Annotated in this window: 17 protein-coding genes and 1 pseudogene; 7 read left to right on the top strand and 11 right to left on the bottom strand. The window is 72.8% G+C overall.

Going from position 1 to position 18,734, the window contains the following annotated elements; genetic code table 11:
• Nucleotides 1–61 precede the first annotated feature (61 nt).
• Both AC3IYJ_RS03845 and AC3IYJ_RS03840 read left to right on the top strand, forming a co-directional pair.
• Nucleotides 62–1,321, top strand: a complete 1,260-nt coding sequence (locus tag AC3IYJ_RS03845; protein ID WP_489399928.1) for an FAD-dependent oxidoreductase — start codon at nt 62–64, stop codon at nt 1,319–1,321.
• On the top strand, nt 1,318–2,538 hold the full coding sequence (locus tag AC3IYJ_RS03840; RefSeq protein WP_489399927.1) for a cytochrome P450 family protein: 1,221 nt from the start codon (nt 1,318–1,320) through the stop codon (nt 2,536–2,538). The genes AC3IYJ_RS03845 and AC3IYJ_RS03840 overlap by 4 nt, the downstream gene beginning before the upstream one ends.
• Here AC3IYJ_RS03840 and AC3IYJ_RS03835 read toward each other — a convergent pair.
• The 4 genes and pseudogenes from AC3IYJ_RS03835 to AC3IYJ_RS03820 form a co-directional block, all read right to left on the bottom strand.
• On the bottom strand, nt 2,535–3,329 hold the full coding sequence (locus AC3IYJ_RS03835) for an ECF transporter S component (protein WP_489399926.1): 795 nt from the start codon (nt 3,327–3,329) through the stop codon (nt 2,535–2,537). The genes AC3IYJ_RS03840 and AC3IYJ_RS03835 overlap by 4 nt on opposite strands.
• Nucleotides 3,326–4,233, bottom strand: a pseudogene (locus tag AC3IYJ_RS03830) (ATP-binding cassette domain-containing protein); the annotation flags it as partial. The gene AC3IYJ_RS03835 and the pseudogene AC3IYJ_RS03830, both read right to left, overlap by 4 nt.
• A gap of 94 nt (nt 4,234–4,327) precedes the next feature.
• The gene (locus AC3IYJ_RS03825) at nt 4,328–5,551 is read right to left on the bottom strand and encodes a cytochrome P450 (RefSeq protein WP_489399925.1); all 1,224 of its coding nucleotides are present in this window, start codon (nt 5,549–5,551) and stop codon (nt 4,328–4,330) included.
• A gap of 157 nt (nt 5,552–5,708) precedes the next feature.
• Complete coding sequence (locus AC3IYJ_RS03820; RefSeq protein WP_489399924.1) at nt 5,709–6,734, bottom strand: hypothetical protein; 1,026 nt, start codon at nt 6,732–6,734, stop codon at nt 5,709–5,711.
• A gap of 113 nt (nt 6,735–6,847) precedes the next feature.
• Here AC3IYJ_RS03820 and AC3IYJ_RS03815 point away from each other — a divergent pair, with 113 nt between their 5' ends.
• Nucleotides 6,848–7,252: an SgcJ/EcaC family oxidoreductase gene (locus tag AC3IYJ_RS03815; protein WP_489399923.1), complete on the top strand. Its 405-nt coding sequence runs from the start codon at nt 6,848–6,850 to the stop codon at nt 7,250–7,252.
• Here the strand turns inward: AC3IYJ_RS03815 and AC3IYJ_RS03810 are convergent.
• Nucleotides 7,249–8,049 carry an alpha/beta fold hydrolase gene (locus tag AC3IYJ_RS03810; RefSeq protein ID WP_489399922.1) on the bottom strand — a complete coding sequence of 267 codons (801 nt, stop codon included), beginning with the start codon at nt 8,047–8,049 and terminating at the stop codon, nt 7,249–7,251. The two genes, AC3IYJ_RS03815 and AC3IYJ_RS03810, sit on opposite strands and share 4 nt — an antisense overlap.
• Before the next feature lie 124 nt (nt 8,050–8,173).
• Between AC3IYJ_RS03810 and AC3IYJ_RS03805 the strand changes: the two genes are divergently transcribed.
• Entirely contained in the window at nt 8,174–8,797 is a 624-nt protein-coding gene (locus tag AC3IYJ_RS03805) for a dihydrofolate reductase family protein (RefSeq protein WP_489399921.1), read from the top strand.
• Between the two features lie 48 nt (nt 8,798–8,845).
• Here AC3IYJ_RS03805 and AC3IYJ_RS03800 read toward each other — a convergent pair whose 3' ends face one another.
• Complete coding sequence (locus AC3IYJ_RS03800) at nt 8,846–9,337, bottom strand: nucleotidyltransferase domain-containing protein (protein WP_489399920.1); 492 nt, start codon at nt 9,335–9,337, stop codon at nt 8,846–8,848.
• A gap of 159 nt (nt 9,338–9,496) precedes the next feature.
• Here AC3IYJ_RS03800 and AC3IYJ_RS03795 point away from each other — a divergent pair, with 159 nt between their 5' ends.
• Nucleotides 9,497–9,733, top strand: coding sequence for a hypothetical protein (locus tag AC3IYJ_RS03795; protein ID WP_489399919.1), 237 nt, complete (start codon nt 9,497–9,499; stop codon nt 9,731–9,733).
• Between the two features lie 86 nt (nt 9,734–9,819).
• A complete protein-coding gene (locus AC3IYJ_RS03790; RefSeq protein WP_489399918.1) occupies nt 9,820–11,340 on the top strand; it encodes a bifunctional phosphatase PAP2/diacylglycerol kinase family protein in 1,521 nt (506 codons plus the stop codon).
• A gap of 99 nt (nt 11,341–11,439) precedes the next feature.
• On the opposite strand, the gene AC3IYJ_RS03785 is transcribed toward AC3IYJ_RS03790, so the two are convergent.
• The 3 genes from AC3IYJ_RS03785 to AC3IYJ_RS03775 form a co-directional block, all read right to left on the bottom strand.
• Nucleotides 11,440–12,771, bottom strand: coding sequence for a lipase family protein (locus AC3IYJ_RS03785; RefSeq protein ID WP_489399917.1), 1,332 nt, complete (start codon nt 12,769–12,771; stop codon nt 11,440–11,442).
• A 133-nt stretch (nt 12,772–12,904) separates the two neighbouring features.
• Complete coding sequence (locus tag AC3IYJ_RS03780; protein WP_489399916.1) at nt 12,905–13,573, bottom strand: TetR/AcrR family transcriptional regulator; 669 nt, start codon at nt 13,571–13,573, stop codon at nt 12,905–12,907.
• A 113-nt stretch (nt 13,574–13,686) separates the two neighbouring features.
• A complete protein-coding gene (locus AC3IYJ_RS03775) occupies nt 13,687–14,853 on the bottom strand; it encodes a copper resistance D family protein (protein ID WP_489399915.1) in 1,167 nt (388 codons plus the stop codon).
• Nucleotides 14,854–15,502: 649 nt separating this feature from the next.
• Between AC3IYJ_RS03775 and AC3IYJ_RS03770 the strand changes: the two genes are divergently transcribed.
• Nucleotides 15,503–15,790 carry a transglycosylase family protein gene (locus AC3IYJ_RS03770; protein WP_489399914.1) on the top strand — a complete coding sequence of 96 codons (288 nt, stop codon included), beginning with the start codon at nt 15,503–15,505 and terminating at the stop codon, nt 15,788–15,790.
• Between the two features lie 18 nt (nt 15,791–15,808).
• On the opposite strand, the gene AC3IYJ_RS03765 is transcribed toward AC3IYJ_RS03770, so the two are convergent.
• A complete protein-coding gene (locus AC3IYJ_RS03765) occupies nt 15,809–17,998 on the bottom strand; it encodes a M48 family metalloprotease (protein WP_489399913.1) in 2,190 nt (729 codons plus the stop codon).
• 8 nt (nt 17,999–18,006) lie between these two features.
• Nucleotides 18,007–18,726, bottom strand: coding sequence for a hypothetical protein (locus tag AC3IYJ_RS03760; protein ID WP_489399912.1), 720 nt, complete (start codon nt 18,724–18,726; stop codon nt 18,007–18,009).
• Nucleotides 18,727–18,734: the final 8 nt, after the last annotated feature.

Genomic DNA, 18,734 nt, shown 5'->3' with positions numbered 1-18,734 from the left:
GCCCCCGCTGGGGTATACGTCGGACGGGGCTTACCCGATGCCGGCTGAGGGAGTGGTTGCCGTGGAGCGTACGGGCTGCTGTGTCGTGGGAGGCGGGCCCGCCGGGATGGTGCTGGCGCTGCTGCTGGCGAGGGCCGGGGTGGAGGTCACCGTGCTGGAGAAACACGGCGACTTCCTGCGCGACTTCCGCGGCGACACCGTCCACCCGTCCACCCTGTCGCTGCTCGACGACATCGGCCTCGCCGAGCGGTTCGCCCGGCTGCCGCAGCGGCGGGTGACCTCGGTGCAGCTGCCCATCGGAGCCGACCGCTCCCTGGTCACGGTCGGGAACATCGCGGCACTGCACGGCAAGTACAACTACATCGCGATGGTGCCGCAGTGGGACCTGCTCGACCTGCTCGCCGACGAGGCGGGCAAGGAGCCCTCCTTCCAGCTGCGCAGGAACACCGAGGCGACGTCCTTCCTGATGGAGCGCGGCCGCGTCGCGGGCGTGCGGTACCGCACGGCGGACGGCGCCACCGGCGAGCTCAGGGCCACGCTCACCGTGGCCTGTGACGGCCGCGGATCGTTCGCCAGGACGTTGCCCGAGCTCGGCCTGGAGAGCTTCCCCTGCCCGATGGACGCCTGGTGGTTCCGGCTGCCGCGCCACGAGGACGACCCCAGCGGGCTCGTGGGGGGCCTGGGCGAACGGTTCTTCAGCGCACTCATCGACCGCGGCGACTACTGGCAGATCGCGGGGCTCATCCCCAAGGGAACCGATGCCGAGCGCCGCGCCGAGGGACTGGACCGTTTCATGGCCCAATTCACCCAGGCCGTCCCGTGGTTGACCGACCGGGCGCACTCGGTCACCTCCTGGGACGAGGTCAAGCTGCTCGACGTACGGCTGGACCGGCTCCGGCGCTGGCACCGACCGGGCCTGCTGTGCATCGGCGACGCCGCCCACGCCATGTCGCCGGTCTTCGGCATCGGCATCAACCTCGCCGTGCAGGACGCGGTGGCCGCGGCACGCCACCTGGTGGGACCGCTGCGCGCGGGGAGCGTGGGGCTCCACGACGTACGCGGCGTACAGCGCCGCCGCATGCCCACGACCCTGGCGACCCAGGGCCTGCAACGCCTGGCCCACGCCCAGGTCATCGAACCCCTGCTGGCCGGGCGCGTCGCCTTCGGCGACCCGCAGCGGGCGAAGCGGCTGACGGAGCTCGTCACCGACTCGCGGTGGCTGAACCGGGTGCCGGCCTACTTCATCGGGTACGGGGCCCTGCGCGAGCGGCCCCCGAAGGAATCGCTCCGCGGCACCTCCGAGGCACGGGAGACGTCATGAACGAGGAACCGGTCCTCCTCCCCTACACCGACCCGGCCTTCGTCGCCGACCCGTTCCCGCTGTACCGGCAACTGCGCGAGGACGGCCCGGTCCGCCGGGTCGTCATCGCGGGCGGCCTGGAAGCCTGGCTCGTCACCCGCTACGAGGACGGGCTCGCGGCCCTGTCCGACTCCCGCCTCAGCAGCGACGTGCGCGACACCTCCGACCCCCGGCTCCTGAAGCAACTGCCCGATGCGGAGCACGCGGCGATGCTCGGCAACATGGTGCACAGCGATCCGCCCGACCACACGCGCCTGCGCCGCCTGGTCTCCAAGGCGTTCACCGCCCACCGCGTGGCCGACATGGAGTCGCGCGTCCAGGCCGTCACCGACCGGCTGCTGGACGCGGTCGTGGAGGCCGGCCGCGCCGACCTCGTCGCGGACCTCGCGCTGCCGCTCCCGGTCACGGTCATCGGCGAACTGCTCGGGGTACCGGTGGACGAGCGGCACGAGTTCCAGCACTGGACCGACCGCATGATGACGCGGGGCGCGGAGCCGCCGGACCCCGCCGTGGTGAACGAGGCGTGGGAGCACATGCGCGCGTACATCACCGAACTCGTCCGCGCCAAGCGGGCGGACCCCGGCGAGGACCTGCTCAGCGCCCTCGTCAGCGCCCGGGACGAGGAACAGCGGCTGAGCGAGGACGAGCTCGTCGCGATGGTGTTCCTGCTGCTGGCAGCCGGCTACATCACCACGGTCAACCTGATCGGCGGCGCCGTCGCCATGCTGCTCGCCCACCCCGACCAGCTCGACCTGCTGCGCCGCGATCCCGGCCTGCTGCCGGGCGCGATCGAGGAGTTCCTGCGCTACGACGGCCCGGTCAGCCCCGGCATCGCCCGGTTCGCGCGCGAGGACGTGGAGATCGCGGGCGTGCGCATCACGCGTGGCGAGACCGTGCTGATCGGCTCGGCCCTCGCCGACCGGGACCAGGAGCGGTTCCCGGATCCCGACCGCCTGGACATCACCCGGCCGGACAACGCCCACCTGGCGTTCGGGCACGGCATCCACTACTGCCTGGGCGCCCCACTGGCCCGCCTGGAGGGCCGGATCGCCATCGGCACCGTCCTGCGGCGCCTGCCCGGCCTCGCCCTCGCGGTCCCCCCGGTGGAGATCCCCTGGCGCCCCGGCGGCCTGCGAGGGCCCCTGACCCTGCCGGTGACGTTCACCCCGGGCGGCTAGGCCGTGAATCGGACGGGGGCCTGGAAGCGGGCCTTGCGGGCGGCGCGGCGGAAGACCGTGAGGACGGCGGGGCCCGCGAGGGCGATGCAGACGAGGTTCGTGACGGCGCGCCCGGTGTCCCAGCCGAGGGAGGTGGCCAGGTCGAAGGCGAGGTAGCGGTGGAACTGCTCGGTGAAGGGGAGGCCGGGCAGGTACGCGATCGAGCTGTTGGGGTCCAGGGAGAAGGGCCAGAAGGAGAGGTTCAGGAGGAAGCCGAAGAGGTAGCCCGAGAGGGAGCCGTAGGCGGCGAGCATGATGACTTCGCGGCGGCCCGTCGCCTTGGGGAGGAAGCCGGCGAGCATGCCCACGAAGGCGCAGCCGAACATCTGGTACGGCATCCACGGCCCGACCCCACCGGTGATGAGGGCGGAGGCGAAGAGGGAGGTGCAGCCCAGGGTGAAGCCGAAGCCCGGCCCGAAGACGCGGCCGGCGAGAACGAGGACGAAGAACACCGTCTCGATGCCCGCCGTGCCGGCGCCGAGCGGGCGGACGGCCGCGTTCACGGCGGACAGGACGCCGAGCATGGCGAGGGCCTTGGAGTCGATGCCGCCCTCGGCGATCTCGGAGCTCACGACGCACAGCACGATCACGAGCAGCACGCCGAAGATCAACGGTGGCGCGTAGTTCGAGCCGAACTTGCCGGGCGCCACGAGGAACGGCCAGAAGAACGCGACCGCACCGAGGAAGGCCGCCATCCCGATGACGAGGCCCGCGCGCGGGCCGATGCGGATGGCGGTCGCGCGCCCGGTCATGAGGGTGAGTCCGTTCGGCCGGTGCCGGGGAGCACGGCGGCCACCTGGGCGACGGTGAGGTAGGGGAGGGGCGCGAGGATCTTCGCCGTCTGCGGGGCGAAGACCGGCGAGGCGACGATGACTTCGGTGGTGGGACCGTCGGCGACGAAGTCTCCCTCGGCCATGACGACGACGCGGTCCGCGGCGCGTGCCACGAACTCGACGTCGTGGGTGGAGATCATGACGGCGCGGCCTTCGGCGGCGAGTTCGTCGACGATCCGGACGAGCTGTTCCTTGGCCTGGTAGTCGAGACCGCGGGTGGGCTCGTCAAGCAGCAGCACCCTGGGAGCGGCGGCCAGTTGGATGGCGAGGACCAGGGCCAGCTTCTGGCCCTCCGACAGGTCGCGCGGGTGCGTCGTGTCCGGAATCCCGGGAGCGAGGCGGTCCAGGACGGCGCGGGCGCTCGGGCCGGTCGCGGCCGACGCGGATTCCTTGTCCGCCTGGTCGAGTTCCTGCTCGACCGTTTCGAGGTAGAGGAGGTCGGTGGGGGTCTGGGGACCAGTCCGACGAGCCGGCGCGCCTCGGAGGTGGAGAGTTTCCGGGGATCCGAGGGGTTCGCCGCCCCCGTGCCGGGGATCCGCACCGAGCCGGACCTACGGGGTCCCGCCCCCTGCAGGGCCCACAACAGGGAGGACTTTCCCGAGCCGTTGCGCCCCATGAGGGCGGTGACCTCGCCGCCGCGCAGGCTGAGGTCGACCTCGCGCACTGCGGGCACCCCCTGGTAGGCGACGGTGATCCCGCGCGCCCGCAGCAGCTCCGGACGGACCGCGGAGGGGGCCGGCCGGACCGGTGGGGGAGTGGCTCCGGCCAGCCCGGCGCGCAGGGGCGCGGCGGCCCGGCGCGCATCCCGGACGGACAGCGGCAGCGATTCAGTTGTGGCCCGGACAACTACCCGAGCACACGCATCGTATGGCCCCGCGGACCCGGGTGCCAGGGCCGAAGGCTTCCGCCCCGCGTGTTCACCAGGTCACGTGCAGGGCCTGCGGCGAGCGGTGGATCAAGGTGGGGCGCATGGCCGACGGGGGGACGTCCGGGTCGAGACGGAGGCCGGGCATGCGGTGGGCGAACACCTGCAGGGTGATGCGCAGTTGTTCGCGGGCCAGGTGCGAGCCGGGGCAGCCGTGGGGTCCGTGGCCGAAGGCTAGGTGGCGCCGGTATTCGGGACGGCCGATGTCGAACCGGTCGGCCCGTTCGTACCGGTCCTCGTCGCGGTTGGCGGAACCGTAGGCGACCAGCACCGAGGCGCCGGCCGGGAGCTTCGTCCCGGCGAGCGTCACCGGGCGGGTCGTGATGCGGCGGAAGGCCTGAACGGCCGCGTCGTAGCGTGCGGCCTCCTCCACCGCGGCGGGTATCAGGGCCGGGTCGGCGCAGAGCGCCTCCCACTGCGACCGGTCGCGCAGCAGATGCAGCAGGGTGCTGCCGATCAGCGCGCTGGTGGTGAGGAATCCGGCGATCAGCAGGTTCTGCAGGCCGGCCACCAGTTCGTGGCGCTGATCCAGGGTGAGCTCGTCCTCACCGGGTGCCAGGGCGGCCACCATGGCCGAGCACAGGTCGTCCCGGGGCGAGGCGCGCCGGTCGCGGATGTATCCGTCCAGCAGGTGCTGGAGCGCGACCACGTCCTCGGCTGCCGCCGCCTGCGCCTGCGGCTGCATCGGCCTGAAGAACAGCTCTTCGGCCCGGTACCCGCCGTGCACCGCGGCGGGCACGTCCGCCGGGTCCAGGCCGATCAGCCGGCCGACCACCTGCCCCGGCAGCCGACGGGCGTACGCCTCCATCAGCTCCGAGGAACCGTGCGCCGCGATGCCGTCCACGAGCTCGCGCGCGCACTCCCGGGCGTACGGGAGCACGGCCGTCACGCGCGGAACGGACATCCCCTGGTTCAACACGCCCCGGTGCCGCCGGTGTTCCGCGCCGTCCGAGGTGACGACGGTGGGGCGTGGGGCGAAGCCCCGGGGCAGCACGCCCAGAGCGGCTTCCGAGAGGGCGATGTCCGGGGTCAGCGAGTTGACGGAGGAGAAGTCCTCCACGCGTACCAGCACCTCCCGCACGTCCCGGTCCCGGGCAACCAGCCACGCGTCGAACTCCGGTACGTACGTGAGGCCTTCAGCCCGGCGGGCGCGGGCGTAGAGCGGGTACGGGTCGAGGTAGAGCTCATCGCGCCTCGCCTGGTCGTCCGATGCCACACGGGCCTCCGGGTCGTCGCGCTCGCAGGTCACGCGGGCCGGCCCCGCGCGGTTGAACTCCGGTGCCGGCCCATGATGCCCGAGCCCCGCCCCGCCGGGAAGTGCGCGCCGCGCGATCCGAACGCGCCCCGGCAGGACGGCACTTGGGAGGCGTGCATTACCCGGTGCGGCCGGCGGGCAGTTCGCTCGGCGTTGTTTCGAAGGCGTCGAGTGCCGCTGTCAGGGTTCCGAGTGCCTCCTCCGCGAGGCTGCGCAGGAAGGCGGGGCACACCCACGCGTCCAGGGGCTCGTCCTCGCCTTGCGGCTCGTCCGCCCCGTCCGTCTCGTCCCATCCGTGCTCTTCGGCGAGCTCGGCACGGCCGCCGGGGCTCCGCAGGAGGTAGCCGACCTGGGTCAGATGGTCCGCGTCGCCCGTATCGGGATGCCCACCGGGGCCGTGCGTGCACCGGTCGTCGCGCAGCAGCGGAACGGCGGCCCGGATCCCCTCGATCATCGCGTCCAGAACCGAGCGCTCGGTGATCCTCTCCGACGCCGCGTACCAGCAGGTCGCGTTCATGGTCACGAGGTAACCGGCGAGCACCCCGCGGGTCGGATACGAAGGCAGCCCGGCGGCCTCGTCGGCCAGCGCCTCGTGCGGATCGCAGTAGGGATGGTCGTTCACGATCCCCGAGAGGGTGGAGATGCTGTCGTGGTGGTGTTCGGGCGCTCCCGCCGGGATGCGGCGCACGGTGAGAGGGGCCAGCACGTCCGTGGCGAGCCGGGCCCAGCCCGCCACGTTGGCCGGGCACAGCACCCGCCCGGCGTCGGCGACGGCGTCGTCGTCCTGCACCGTCGGCCGGCCCGTCAGCAGCCCGTTGTCGCCCGCCCAGACCTCGTCCCCGTACGAGTCCATTTCGGCCTCGTACGGGTGGTCCCCGTGCGTGCAGGCACGACTGCCCAGGGCCTGCGTCGCGGCGCGCAGGGCGTCGAGGCAGGCCTGCGCGGCCTCCTGACCCGGACGCCAGGCGAGGTAGTCCGACATCGAGAGGAGCCCGGACACCCACACATGGGCCTGCTCCCCGCCGGGATCGGCGGCAAGCCGGCGGGCGCATTCCAGGGCGACCGGGTCGGCTTCGTCCACCGGGGACGCGTAGTGGATGTGCTGCCAGGCTTCGACGAGCCGGTCGGTCGTCAGTGCAGTCATCAGTTCGGTCTTGTCGATCACGAGTTGCAGGACGGTTCCCGCGTTCCCCGCGGTTCCGACTCCGGGCCTCCGGGCTTGACCTCAACTGGACTTGAGGTGTGATGATGCTTCACATGACCACGGAACCCATGTCCCGCACGGCGGACCTCGAAGCGATCGGCCGGCTCGTCGCCACCGTCGAGCACAGTCAGCAGAACAAGGACCCCGAGGAGTTCCTCGGACTCTTCCACCCGGACGCGATCTGGACGACGGCCCACGGCAAGGTCCTTATCGGCCTCGACGCGATCTCGGCGTTCACCCGCGAGGTCCTCCCCGCGGCGAGCTGGGACGGCAAGGTCACCTACGAGGTGGCGCACGTGCTCTTCATCCGCCCCGACGTCGCGGCGGTCAAGGTCCGCCAGCTCTATTCGGCTCCGGGCGCCCAGAGCGAGGGCGCCCCGCTGTACGTGGTCTCCAAGCAGGCCGACGGCCGCTGGCTCCTGACTGCCTGCCAGAACACCGGGGTCGTCGCCGACTAGTCGGACCGCCGACCGCGCTCCACGCGCTCGAGCCACTCGAGGAGGAGGGCGCGCAGGATTTCCGGCTGCTCGTGGGGGAGGGCGTGCCCCGCGTCGTCGACCACGGCGAGCGAGGCGTGCGGGTAGTGGTCGAGGAGGTCGACGGCGGAGGCGTACCCGACCGTCGAGTCCAGCCGCCCCGCCACGACCGCGGTCGGTCCCGCGTAGGGCGGTGCGTGGGCGGGGTCGTGGACGGGGGTGAGCGCCCACCGCTCCCCGATGCGCCGGAGCGCCGACTCGTCGACGAGGGCCGCGGCCGGAGCGACGTAGCGCTCGTACCGTTCGAGCATCGGCGGAGTCTGGATCACGAAGTAGCTCCGGAAGACCTCGTCACCGATCGCACCCGATCCGGCGACGACCCTGTGCTCCGGTACGTCACGCAGGGTGGGCAACAACGGGCAGACGAGCGCCAGACCGGCGACCGCCACCGGGCGCCGCGCGGCCATCGCCTGTGCGAAGTACGCGCCCGCCGAGTGACCGATGAGGAGGTGGGGGGTCCCGCCGGTGACCTCGTCCGCGAAGGCGAGCAGCGTGTCGAGGACGTCGTCGGCGCTGCGCAGCGTTTCGGGGGCGCCGGTCCGGCCCATTCCGGGGAGGTCGGGATAGATCCGCCGCAGCCCCGCCACGCCGTCGAGAGCCGGCTCGAAGCAGGCCTCGGCCTCGCGGTGGTCGACACCGGCGCCGTGGAGCACCAGCACGGGGCGCCCGGTCCCGTGCTCCACGTAGTGGACCGCTACTCGGCCCACCTGGATCTCCATTCCCGCATGTTAAGGGCCGAACGGGGCCGGACGCCGTCGCGGCGATGAGTTTCGCGGCGCCCGCGGGTCTACCTTCCGACGGGGGCAGTCGAAGTCATCGGGAGCACGCCTCATCCACATCGAGATGTTCGCAACCCTGGACCTCGTCGGGCAGGCGCCCGGCGGGCCCGACGAGGACCCGGTGGGGTTCCCGTTCGGCGGCTGGCAGGCACCACTGCTGGACGAGGTGTCCGGGGCGCAGGTCGCCGCCGCGTACGAGGGTACGGGCGCACTCCTGCTCGGCCGGCGGACGTACGACCTCTTCGCGGCCTACTGGCCCCACCAGGAGGGCGGTGCGGACAACGAGATCGCCGAGCTCTTCAACGGTGTCCCGAAGTACGTGGCCTCCCGCGGCAGGCCCGAGCTCTCCTGGGCGGGGTCCACACAGTTGGGCCCGGACCTGCCCGCCGCGGTGCGCGAGATCCGGGACCGGCACGAGCACGTGAAGGTCGTCGGGAGCCTGAACCTGGTGCAGACCCTCCTGCGGGAGAAGCTCTTCGACCGCCTCGACCTCTGGGTGCACCCCATCGTGCTCGGCGTCGGGAAGAAGGTTTTCGACGGCGGCGAGGTGCCCACGAACCTCACCCTCCTCGAACCTCCGGCGGCGGGCCCGAAGGGCACCGTCCACCTGCGCTACGGGCTCGCCGACGGCACGCCCGCGACGGGCGACATGAGCGCACCCGGTCGCGGTGTCGGGAGCGAAGACTGAGCCGAGCCGAGCCGAGCCGAGCAGAGGCGGGCCGCCGAGCGGGGCGGATCAGAAGTGGGTGGCGATCCCGAACGCTTCACGGAGCCGGGCCATGTCGTGACGGTCCCGGTCGGTGGGCTCGTAGCCCTGGTGGAAGTAGACCTGCTGTTCGGCGGAGAGGCAGGGAACGGCGCGGTGCCGGATCGTCCCGGTGACGAAGCAGGCTGCCGGGTAGACAAACGGGCTCCCCGGCTCCAGCGAGGCCTGGACGGCACTTCCACCGGGTGCGAACACCAGTGGGTGCAGATCGATCTCGCGTCCCGCCCCGTCGGTGACGACGAACCGCACGGGGCGCTGGTCGAGCGATTCGGTGAACCCCGCTCCGGCAAGGGCGGCAACGACCGTCGGCTCCTGGTCCTCGCGGTGCATGAGGTCCAGATCCCGGTGGGGGCGGGTCTGGCGGCCCAGCAGGGCGTCGATGCCCCAGCCTCCACCGATCCAGACCTCCGTGCCGGCTTCCCGGAGCACGCCCAAGATCTCCAGCACGTCGTCGTCGGTCATGGCCGGTGCCTCCCTCGCTCCCTCGCCGTTCCGCGGAGGAGAGCCTAGAGAGCCGCTTCCGTCCCGCGCACGGCCTTTTTCGGCTGCCGGGCAGGTCCGCCCGGGTGAGCCGGGGCCGGGGCGCGCAGACTGAATACGTGTGAGTGGAGGCGAGCTGCCATGACCGAAGGCGCGATTCCCTACCTCGCCGCGGCGCGGGTCACCGTACTCGGGGTGCAGCCCGGTGATCCGCCGTTCCGCATCGTCGAGATCGACGGTCAGGTCGTCGGCACCGCCAGATCCATGACGGACGTGGTGCTGACCGCGGCGAGCGGCGGCGTCGTGATCCACGACCTGGACGACCCGGCCGAGGTCTGCTGGGTGGGCGGCGGGAAGTTCCACTGGACCGCGCACTGACTCGGCGGCGCCCGCCCGGTAGGCCTGCCCAGCGAGTCGGCAGGTGCGAAAGGGATGGCGGGCTGGCGATGGGGTACACGGGTCCCATGGTGAATCGTGCAACGCACACGCAAAACCCGCTGACCTGGCACGGGGCGGTGGCCCAGTGGGACCGCCGGCTGTTCGACCTGGTGGCCCGCCGGCACTGGCGCGGAGCCGACCGGGCCCTGCCGGGCATCGGGCGCGCCGCGAACCACGGAATGCTGTGGGCGGGGGCCGCCGCGGCGATCGCCGTCGTCGGATCGGCCCGGTCCCGCAAGGCCGCCGTGCGGGGCGCCGCCTCGCTGGCGGTGGCCTCCGCGACCATCAACACCGTGGGCAAGTGGTCCGTGCGCAGGCCGCGGCCGCTGCTGGACGGCGTGCCCGCGGCGCGGCAGCTGGCGACGCAACCGCACACGACCTCGTTCCCGTCCGGGCACGCCGCATCGGCCTTCGCCTTCACCGCCGGGGTGGCACTGGAGTCCCCGGGCTGGGGCGCCGCACTGGTCCCGGTGGCCGCCTCGGTGGCCTTCTCCCGGGTGTACACCGGGGTGCACTACCCCTCCGACGTGCTCGCGGGCGCGGCCCTGGGAGTGGCCGCGGGGTTCGTCGTACGCCGCCTCGCGCGCGACGCGCAAGAGGTTCGGGTGGTGCCCGGCAGCGAGCGGGCCGCCGCCGGGGCGCCCGCGCTGCCCGACGGGGCCGGACTCGCGGTGGTGGTCAACACCGGGTCGGGCACGGCCGCGGACGCGGGGATCGACCTGCTGCGCTCCCGGCTGCCCAAGGCCGAGGTGATCGAGTGCGAGGGCGGGGACCTGCCCGCGGAACTGGCGGCAGCGGCATCGCGGGCGACCGTGCTCGGGGTCTGCGGCGGCGACGGCACGGTCAACGCGGCCGCCACCGCCGCGCTGCGCGCCGGGGTGCCGCTGGCGGTGTTTCCGGGCGGCACCCTCAACCACTTCGCGCTGGACCTCGGCCTGGCGGGGGTCGAGGACACCTGCCGCGCCGTGGCCGCCGGCCACGCGGTCCACATCGCGGTGGGCCGCTTCAGCCCCGGACCGCTGGAGGAGTCCGGGGAGCCCGGGGAGCCCGGGAGGTCCGGCTACTTCCTGAACAACTTCAGCATCGGCGCCTACCCGGAGCTGCTGCGCCACCGCCTGCACTGGGCCCCGAGGATCGGCGGCGGCCCCGCGGCGATCCTGGCGGCCTGGAAGGTGCTGAGGGCCGAGAGGCCCGTGCGGCTGAGGCTGGCCGGGAAGCCCCGCAGCGTATGGCTCCTCTTCGCGGGCAACGGCACCTACCTCGGCACCGGCCCCACCCCCCGCCGCCGGGACACCCTCGGCGAAGGCCTCCTCGACGTCCGCCTCGTCCACGGCGGCGGCCGCCCTGGGCCCCGCCTCCTGGCCGCCGCCTTCACGGGGCCCCTGACCCGCTCCCCGGTGCACGTCGCGACCCGGCTGCGCAGCCTGCGGATCGCGGACATTCCGACGGGCACTCCGATCGCCTACGACGGCGAGTACGCGAAGGCCCCCTCCGCCCTGGTCCTCGACGAGCTCCCCGACGCCCTCGTCGTCTACCGTCCGCGTTGACATCCGCCACCGGGGTTCGGAGGATCACGTCCGGGAACGGGAACGGGACCGGGAACGGGAACGGGACAGGGGCGCGAGGACACCGTCATCGGCCGCCGCTCAGAAGGTGCAGCTCTCGGTGACCGGCGTACCCGCGCGCCGGGCGTCCATCCAGGCGACCGCGTCGTCCAGCGGGCCGTCGCCGATGGTGTGTCCCTGGTCGGCGTAGAACTTGAACTCCAGGTTCACGCCCTTGTCGCACAGATCCCGGGCGAGCGTCCGGTTGAGGTTGCTCAGCACGTCGTTGCCGCCCTGCGGCAGCAGCACCGGGACCTTGGTGGTGGCCCCCTCGGCGGCGCTGGCCTTGAGGGCGGCGTTGAGGGGCGCCAGATCGGCGCCGGGTCGCATGATGTCCGGGGCGGGCGGGAGCACGGTGTCGCCGACGACGCAGGGTTCGGTCCAGATGCGGTCCGCGGCGGCCAGACCTTCGGGGGTGAGCAGTTCGGCGGGCTTGACCGCCGGGTCGGCTGCCGCGGCCCCGTCGATGAGCATCAGCAGCATTCCGGCGTAGGGAGTGGCCACCTCGCTCTGCTGGGCGAACAGGGCGGGCATCCACTCGAACCCGACCGCCGGCGCGTTGGCGACCACGCCCTTGAGGTCGATCTCGGGGGCGTACTCGGCGGCGTAGTGCGCGCTCCACAGCGCCGCGTGCCCGCCCTGCGAACCGCCGTAGACGAGGGCGGTCGCACCCGCCCCCGCGTCGATCGCGCGAGCGGCGCGAACGGCGTCGAGAGTGGCGTACGCGGCGGACTTGCCGTTGAGGTACGGGTGTCTGACCCCGTTCACCCCCACGCCGATGTAGTCGGGCTGCACGACGACGTAGCCGAGCGCGAGGAGCTTTCCGACCGGACTCGTGTCCTGCAGCCCGGCGAAGGCGGGCATGCGGGAGGGGCCGCACTTCGAGCCGATGCCCATGGTGCCGTGGTCCACCGCGGCGACGGGCCGCCCCCCGGAGGGTGCGGGGCCGTCCGGAACGCTCACCAGCCCGCTTGCGGCCACCGGCTTGCCGTCGGTACCGGTGCTCAGGTACATCACCAGGAACGTGTGCGACGGCACCGTCAGCGTCGACTCCGGTGTCGTGTAGGGACGTTGACGGATCACCGCGCCGGGTTTGCCCTTGGGCAGCGGACCGGGCGGGTCGTAGAACGCGTCGCCCTCGGGTACGGGCGTGGCCGCGGCCGGTCCCTTTGCCGCCCCTTGGTGGCCGGCCGCGCTGCAGCCCGACAGCGCCGGCACCGCGATGACGATCGCGCAGGCGAGGGCCCGTAAGGACGCCCGTACCGAGGCCGTCGCAGGCCTGCCGCGTCCGTTCCGCGGGCCCGGCCGGGCGGTGCCCGGGGGGAGTGGAACCGTTCGGACGGTGCCGGGGAGGTGGCTCGGTCCGTGCGTCAAGGACGATCTCCTTTGGGTGGGCGGCTGCCGTGACGGCGCTGCCGGAGGGAGGCTCTGACCCGGGCGGGATGGTTCCCGGCCACGGGTTGCGGGGCGTGGCCGTCTCGTGCCGGGTGCGGCGGTGTGCGTCCGGTCAGGAAGGCGGCGGCTCGCTCATCTCGCCGGCCGGGGAGGCGGGAGGCGGGGTGACGTCCAGGGCGAACAGGGCGACGATGGTGTCGATGACGCCCCCCATGTCCACGGTGGGGTCGAGCAGCCACTGGTGCTGGATGCCGTCCGCGGCGGCGAGGGCCAGCCGGGCGATCGCGTCGGGGGCGAGGTCGGGGCGGATGCGGCCCTCGCGCTGCAGTTCGGCGAGTCCGTCGCGCAGGGCGATGAGGATGTCGCCGTTGCGGACCTCGAAGAAGTCGCGCGCCGGGTGGTCGGGGAATCCGGACGCGGCCGCCATGCTCACGTACAGGCGCACCAGACCGGCCACGTCGCCGCTGCGGCGCAGCGTCGCGGCCATCGGTGAGAGCGGGTCCCCGTGGGACTCCCGGGCGACGCGTTCCTTGGCGAGCCTGTCGCGCTCGGCCAGGGCCCAGATCAACAAGCCCTCGCGGGAGCCGAAGTAGCGCAGGACGCCGGCGTGGGACATGCCCATGCGGTCGGCGATCTCCTTGATCAGCGCGCCCTTCTCGCCGAGCATCGCGAAGACCTCCAGCGCGACCGCCAGGATCTCGTTGCGGCGGCGGACGCCTTTCGCGTAACGACCGCGCGGCGTACGGATGTTGTCGAGCCGTGCGGCCCGCTCCGGGTCCATGCGCGAAACGCTAGTCGAGTTCACTTTTCCCGTCTACGTTCCCCACGCCGCCCCAATACGACGGCGCGGCCCCGTCGTTGGGGACGAGGCCGCGCCGGTTGTCCGCCGAGGGGTCAGGCCGAGACCGGAGCCGTGCGCCGGGCGAGGGCGTCGGAGGTCTTCACGGTGATGCAGAAGGATGCCACCAGGGTGAGGACGAGCAGCGCGCCCACGGCGAAGACGCTGCCGCTGGAGACGGCCGCGGGACTGCCGGCCTCGGAACGGGCGGAGCCGGTGAGGAAGGGGACCACCACCAGGACGGCGATCCCGAGGACGACCTCGCCCCAGATCACCTTGGGGAAGTGGCTCAGGGTCAGGTGCAGGAGGGAAGAGGTGTCGTCCGCCTCGCGGGCCTTGGCGATGCGGGGCATCAGCCAGAACTGGTTGACGGCTCCGGCCGCCATCATGCCCAGGACCAGGAGGATCTTGATGAGCACGAAGAGCCCGTAGGCGGTCGTCCAGAGCTGGCTGATGGAGCCGACGTGCTTCCAGCTCATCCACAGACCCGAAGTCAGTACGGCGCCGACGCTGACGAGGGCCACGAGGGAGAAGCGGCGCCAGATGTCGGCCCACAGCAGGCCCGCACCCTCGCCGAGCCGGCCGCGGGAGGTGGCGAGGACGGCGAGGAGCACCAGGCCGCCGACCCAGACCACACCGCTGATGATGTGCGTCTGGCCGAAGATCAGGTCCAGTACCTTGTCCGAGTCCTTCGGCTTGGTGGCCGGCACCGCCCCGATGAGGGTCACGGCGAGACTCAGGGGCAGGGCGGTCAGGGCGAAGGTGTCGAGGCGCCGGCGCGCGGAGGGAAGGAAGAGCGCGATCAAGGTGGCGGCGGCGATGGCCAGTACGACGTTCTGAACGATGTAGATCGTTCCCTGGGCGACCCAGGCGCCCTTGGCCGCCGGAGCGGTCAGGAAGTCCCCGATCCGCGCCGGCGAGAGGGCGTCACCGAAGGGCATGCCCTTCCCCGCTCTGGCCAGTCGGGCGGCGAGCTGGAAGTAGCCCGCGACGAGCAGAACGACTCCGGCCCAGGCCAGATAGCCCGCGGTTCTTCGTCTCATGACATCGGCGTCGCCGCTATGGCTCTCCTGCGCCCGGAGCGCGGGGCGGACCGATGCCGCGTAGGTGACCGTGGCACCGATGGCCGCGGACAGGCCGACGAAGTAACCGGTCTTGGTGAGGACCCGCCAGAGCGGAGGCGTGGTGTAGCCGGCCGCGGCGGCCAGATGTATGAGCTGCATAAGGCGAGGCTAACCTAATTTCTGAGGACCTCGCTTCGGTGCAAATCGGACATGGTTCAACCTTTACCCACCACGCCGGGGTGGGTGTGGCGCAAATCATGCGCCTGGCGGCCCGGTTCCGGTCCGGTTCGCGGGGCCGGGCTCGGGCCTGCCCGCGGGCCGCGTTTCGCTGGGCGGGGGCAGGGGTGTGCGGCTCCATGTCCACCGGCGATGACCTGGTCGTATTCATCCATTCCCGGCCCGGCGGTCAACTCCCCTGCCCGGCGCGCTCCGTGCGGGTGACGGCCTCACGGGGCCCATGGCCGTGGTGCTTCCGGTTCTCAAATTTCCGGCGTGCCTTGTGAGTCGACCGGTTCTGGCCCGTGGGCATCGTCGTCGGGCCGCGGAGCCTTGGTGTTCCCGGCCCGCAGGCGGCGGTCGCACGTCCGTCCGGGTGGCGTTACCCCTTCATCTGCCACAAGTGCCGCTGGAATCGGGTCGGTCCGTGCTGTGCTGTGGCCACGGCCCGATGACGGCCGTACGCGGGCCCGCCCGCTGTTCGCGGCAGGTCCGCTCCAACAGCGAAGGAGGACTGATGTCGTACCACCGGACAGTCCGGCGAAGCCGGAACGTGATAGGTCAACTACTGGCAACGGCAGTGTTGTTGGTGGTGTCCCTACTGGACGCCTCCGGGGCCTCCGCCGCTGCGGTCCACTCCAAACCCGGCCGCGACTGGGATGCCATCGCACGGTGTGAATCCGGCGGAAACTGGCGGGCGAACACCGGTAACGGTCATTACGGCGGACTCCAGTTCACGCAGTCGAGCTGGAAGGCGGCAGGAGGCCGCAAGTACGCGCCGCGCGCCGACCTCGCCACGAAGGCGGAGCAGATCGCCACGGCGAACAGACTTGCCGAGATCCAGGGCATGGGCGCCTGGACCTGCGCACGTCGCCGCTAGAAGCGGCCCTGGAAACGGCTAGGAGCCGACCCTGCCCTGCCGCAGGTCGTAGAGTGCGGCCGCCGTGACCCGGGAGGACACGAGCACGCCGCCGGTGGGGGCCAGTAGGGCCAAGGACAGGCCGGGCGGGATCGTGCCGCCCACGAGGCCCGCCACCGCCGTGAGAGCCGCGGCGCCGACGAGACAGCACATCGCGGCGTGCATGCGCTGCCGGTGCACGGCGTCGTGCGGCGCGAGGGCGGCGCCCGCGATGCCGAGGACGAACAGCACCAGCCCCAGCGACCCGGCCAGGGTCAGTGGCGTGGGGGACGTGGAGAAGGTGAGCAGCCGGCCCACGACGAAGAGGGCCCAGAGCGTCACCCCGAGCGTCGTGAGGTGGCACAGGAAGAGGAGCGGGGTGCGCATGGGGGACGACGCGGCCGTCACCGCGCCGAGGCCGTGGCCGGCGCGCACCCGAGGCTGACGGAGACCGGCGGACCGGGGATGCCGGGAGCGGAGCAGGCGGGCGGCGCCGAGGAGCGGAAGGCCGAGGACCACCGCGTAGCGGTACGGCGCGGTGGCCGCCGGAAGCGCGGTGGGGAACCAGGCGAGGGGTACGAGCGCCCCGTAGACGCCGGTGAGGAGCAGGGCGGACCGGCTGCGCAGCGCCGCCGCTTCGGCGCCGAGGACCAGGAGGGCGCAGAGCCCGAGGGACACGGCGGAGGTCAGGGCCAGGCCGAGGACGGCCGAACCGGTGAGCGCTTGCCACAGCATGACGAGCTGCCCGTCCGTGAGGTTCCGATCGGTGATCGGCCCGGGATGGATCAGGCAGCCCAAGCACAGCCCGGCGCAGAGACAGGCCGACAGGCCGGCCAGGCGGGCCGTCAGACGGAGACCGCCGTAGTGGAGGCCGCGCCACGCGAGGACCGAGTACCGCAGACCCAGGCCGATGACGGGTCCCGCGACCAGGAGCAGCGGCAGGGTGGCCCAGACGTACACCGGCCGGAGCGTGTTCAGATCGGCCAGCTGGAGGATGCCGGTCCTGAGCCCGAACAACGTGAGCTCGAAGCTGTGCCCCAGTACGAGGTTCACGGCGAAGGCGAGGATGCAGCCGATCAGGGCCGCCTCCCATCCCGTGAACTCGTCGACCAGCGCGGGACGGGCCAGCGCCGCCCGCCGTCGGGCGAGGGAGGGGTGCGTGGCGAAGGGCCACGCGGACGTATCGCCGCCCTTGCCGGGGCGCTCCTCGGCCAGCCGGACGAGGAACCGGTCCAACGCCTGCCGGATCTCCTCGCCCCCGCCGGTGTCGGTGCCGGTTTCGCTGTCGCCCGCGCCGCTGGAGCCCCCCGCCGGATGGGTCGCCGCGAACGCGTCGGCGTGCAACTCGCGTGAGTGCAGATAGCTGTTGCGGGCCGCGTAGACGACATAGGTGAGCAGCGCGAGCTGCAGGCACAGGGCGCGCAGGCCCGCGCCGTCGGCCGCGAACCCCGTGAGGGAGAGGCCGAAGGCGGCGGCGACCAGCGCGACGAACGCCCACCACAGTGCCGTGATCCCCTGGGTGACGTCGAGGTCGCGGTTGCGGATGTGACCGAGCTCGTGGAGCACGATGGCGTCGAAGGCCGCCGGGTCCTTCTCGAGCAGGACCTCCATGCCGCTCGCCAGCTCGACGTACCGCCGGCCCGCGTGCCCGAAGGCGACGGCATTGGCCGTGGTGTCCACCGCGTTGAACAGCACCGCGTGCACGGCGACCCCCACATCGGCCGCCAGCCGTCGCACGGCGGAGTCGAGGCAGGGCAGGGGCGTACCGTCCGCGTCGACGGCGCCGGCCGCCCGCGGATGCTCGGGCCTGAGGCCGTACCGGAGGATGGTCAGGTAGGGGAGCAGCCAGTAGAGGAGGAACCCGCCGCCGACCAGCACGCCCACGGCCGGGCCCGCCCGCTGCTCGGGACGGTCGACGGGGCGTACTCCGCACTTCCGCGCGACGGCTTCGAGGACCTCGGGGCGGTAGAGGTCCGGGAGAACGGTCCTGTGCCAGAAGGGGATCGCGGCCGCACTCCGTTCCTCCTCGGGGGTGCGGGGGAGCGTGCGGAGATAGCCGGACTCGACCTCCGCGGAACAGATCCGGTGGCTGTCGGCGGCCCGCGCCTGACTCTCGGGCGTCGTGGGGAAGGCGATCGCCCCGGCCGCGACGGTCAGGGCGAACCAGAACAGCAGGGCCCGCAGGAACACGGCGGTCGTCAGCCGTCGGCGGACGGCGGCCCGTCGTCAACGGGCGGGCTGGGCGGGCCGGGTGGGGCCAGCGGGCTCGGCGCGCTCGGCGCGCTCGGCGCGCTCGGCGCGCTCGGGTCCGAGGAGTCCGCCGGGAGGGCCTCCCGGGCGGGGTCCTCGGCGGCCGCGGGAACGGCCCTCGCGGCCAGGGACTGGACGAAGTGCGCCAGCGCGGCGTCGGCGATGCGGCGGGCGAGCTCCTCGGGGACCCCGCACCGGCGGGCGGCCTCCAGCGCACTGGCGTGCCAGCGCACCAGATCCGCGGCCGTGGGCTCGGGCACGGCGGCCGTCGGCGGCGCTTGGGGCGACGCGACCACCGGCGCGACCGCCGAGGCGGTCTCCGCCCGGTGCGGCCCGCGTCGGCGCAGCCGGCTCCTGGTCCGTTGGGTCAGGGTGCCGACCAGTTCCGTGGAGACCGCGCCCAGCAGTGCCGTGGCCACCGCCAGGGCTGTCGGCGTCAGCAGCTCCGAGGGGAGCCCCAGCAGGTCGAACCGTGTCGTGCGGCGGCCGCTCCAGGGCAGGCACGGGCGGAAGTGCGCCCGTGCCCGCTGCTCGAAGTGCCGTGCCTCGCGCGGTGCGAGGTCGATGACCACGCGCCGCGCCACGTCCTGAGCCACGGCCCGGTGGTCCCGGGAGAGCCGTCCGGAGGACTCGCCGGGGCGGGTCGCCGGTGTTGATCGAGTCGTCATGGGTGGAT

Source organism: Streptomyces sp. GL_140 (genome assembly GCF_057834465.1).
Note: the sequence above shows the minus strand (reverse complement) of the source record. Positions and strands in the feature narration are given on the sequence as shown.